The sequence below is a fragment of the Azospirillum sp. B4 genome (genome assembly GCF_000333275.1).
Taxonomy (GTDB): Bacteria; Pseudomonadota; Alphaproteobacteria; order Azospirillales; family Azospirillaceae; genus Nitrospirillum.
Genome location: NZ_BACU01000449.1, coordinates 1 through 2144 on the forward strand (window position 1 = coordinate 1; position 2144 = coordinate 2144).

Consider the following 2144-nt stretch of genomic DNA (forward strand, 5'->3'; position numbering starts at 1 on the left):
CTGCTAGCGTTCGTGGTGGCCCAATACTGCGTCATGGTCGCCGCGGCGCCACCATCTCCCGCCATAGCGGCAAGCGCCGTTCCAGGTCGGCGAAGGTGGCGAGGGCCTCGGGACAATCGTCACGGGTCGGCGCCTGGGTCTGCATGGTGACGGCGGTGTTCACCAGGAAGTCGAACATGTCACCGACTTTGTGCCGTTCATCCGGGTCATGGGCCGTCAAATCCAGCAACTCCCGCACCTGGCCGGAGGCCTTGTCCGTACGCGCGGCCACGGCGCCACAGGCTTTGGCCTGGCCGATGATGGGCCCGGCGGAGCGGGCGTAGTCCCACACGTCCGCCCGCGCCGGGCCCGCCGACAGCGCCACCACCAGGGCAAACGGGGCCAGCCGTCGCCGGGTCCGGGGCAGGGGCATGGCAGGTGATGGGCGGAAGGGTGTGCGCATGGCCCAAAAGATAGCCACCCGCGGCGATCCCCGCTAGCATGCCGCTGCCGTTGGAACGGGTGTTCATCCCGTGATCGCTGGGGAACGGCCAGGGGTGGGGCCCGCATGGATGAGATCGAGTACGCCTTGATCGACAAGGCGGATGGGGAGATGTGGTGGATCTTCGGTGCCCCATGCTGCCGGGAATGCATCTCCCTGCGGCGGGGTATCGCCCTGACCATCGGCGGATCCGTTCTGGCGCTGGCGGTCACGCCATGACGGGCCCGGCGGAAGAAAGCCTCTACGCGCTCAGCATCGTGATCCCGGTCTACAACGGGGCGCGAACGGTAGGGACCCTGGTGGCCGCGCTATCCGACCTCGTCATCCCCGGCGGTCACGAGATCATCCTGGTGGACGACGGCAGCGCGGACGACAGCCGGTCGGTGTGCGAGGGGCTGGCGCGGATCGCGACCCGCGTGCCGGTCACCTTCGCCCGCCTGTCGCGCAATTTCGGGGAGCACAACGCCGTCATGGCCGGCCTGGGCCTGGCCCGGGGCGCCTACATCATCACCATGGACGACGACCTGCAAAACCCACCGGAGGAGGTGGTCCACCTGTTCCGGCACGCGTGCGACGGCGGCCACGACGTGGTCTACACCTATTATGAACACAAGCGGCACAGCCTGTTCCGCAACCTGGGCAGCGCCTTCGCCAACCGCACCGCCGCCCTGCTGCTGGGCCTGCCGCCGGGGCTGTACCTGTCGACTTTCCGCTGCCTGTCCGCCTTCGCGGCGCGGGAGGTTTGCCGTTACACCGGCCCCTTCCCCTACGTCGACGGACTGGTGTTGCAGGTCACGCGCTCCATCGGCCGGTTGCGGGTGGCGCATCTGCCCCGGGCGGAGGGGCGCAGCAACTACACCCTGCGTCGCCTGGTCCGCCTGTGGCTGTCCATCGCCCTGAACTTCTCCACCCTGCCCTTGCGCCTCAGCGCGTTCCTGGGCATCGGCACCATGGCGGGGGGCGCCCTTCTGGGCGGCGGCCTGCTGGTCCGGTCCCTGGTGCTGGATACGCCCGTGGCGGGCGGTGCCGGACTGCTGGCGGCCCTGTTGCTGACATCCGGGCTGTCGCTGACCATGCTGGGCGTGGTGGGTGAGTACGCGGGCCGCACCTTCCAGACCGTCAGCGCCCGGCCGCAATACGCCATCCGCGCCGTGGTCGGCAGCCGGAATGAACCGGCCGACCCGGCCCCCTGAAGCGACGCGCCATGGTCCTGAACGATCTGATCCACACCCCCCTCATAAGAAGGGCCGCGTTTCTGGGCCTGCTGAGCCTGGCGCTAATGGGCCTGGCCCTCGCGGCCCGCCTGTCCCGGCACCCCCTAGCCCCGCGCTGGGGCAAGGCGGCCACCCTGCTGGTCGGGGCCGCCGCCGTCATGGTCATCTTCAGCCGGGTGATCGAATACGCCATCATTCTGCGCCATGGTCCCCTGACCCCGTGGAACCACAACATCGCCGCGGTCGCCGCGGCCTGGCTGCGCGGGCAACCCCTTTATCCCCTGCCGGCGGACGGCCTTTACTACGGCCTGCTGTACGGACCGCTGATCTATCGTGTCCTGGCCGCGATGCAGGATTTTGTCGGTATCGGCACGCCCGCTGCGGCGTTGCCGGCCATGGTGGCGGAGGTGGCCAGCCTGGTCATCATATGGCATGCGACCAGACGCGGG

General features: G+C 69.2%; 4 protein-coding genes. 3 read left to right on the top strand and 1 reads right to left on the bottom strand.

Annotation, left to right across the window (positions count from 1 at the left end; genetic code table 11):
* Positions 1 to 31: 31 nt before the first annotated feature.
* A complete protein-coding gene (locus I55_RS19465; RefSeq protein WP_148293846.1) occupies positions 32 to 442 on the bottom strand; it encodes a hypothetical protein in 411 nt (136 codons plus the stop codon).
* Positions 443 to 547: 105 nt separating this feature from the next.
* Here I55_RS19465 and I55_RS37255 point away from each other — a divergent pair, with 105 nt between their 5' ends.
* From I55_RS37255 to I55_RS19475, 3 genes are all read left to right on the top strand, one after another.
* Positions 548 to 700 (top strand): hypothetical protein, encoded by a 153-nt coding sequence (locus I55_RS37255; protein WP_159107242.1) that lies wholly within the window; start codon positions 548 to 550, stop codon positions 698 to 700.
* Entirely contained in the window at positions 697 to 1674 is a 978-nt protein-coding gene (locus I55_RS19470) for a glycosyltransferase family 2 protein (protein ID WP_044562246.1), read from the top strand. Before I55_RS37255 ends, I55_RS19470 begins: the two co-directional genes overlap by 4 nt.
* Positions 1675 to 1685: 11 nt before the next feature.
* The coding region (locus tag I55_RS19475) for a hypothetical protein (protein WP_044562247.1) at positions 1686 to 2144 on the top strand (459 nt) is incomplete at its 3' end.

What these genes read in the sequence shown, in the direction of transcription:
- I55_RS19465 (WP_148293846.1), bottom strand. Translation starts at nt 442, where the DNA reads ATGCGCACACCCTTCCGCCCATCACCTGCCATGCCCCTGCCCCGGACC.
- I55_RS37255 (WP_159107242.1), top strand. Translation starts at nt 548, where the DNA reads ATGGATGAGATCGAGTACGCCTTGATCGACAAGGCGGATGGGGAGATG.
- I55_RS19470 (WP_044562246.1), top strand. Translation starts at nt 697, where the DNA reads ATGACGGGCCCGGCGGAAGAAAGCCTCTACGCGCTCAGCATCGTGATC.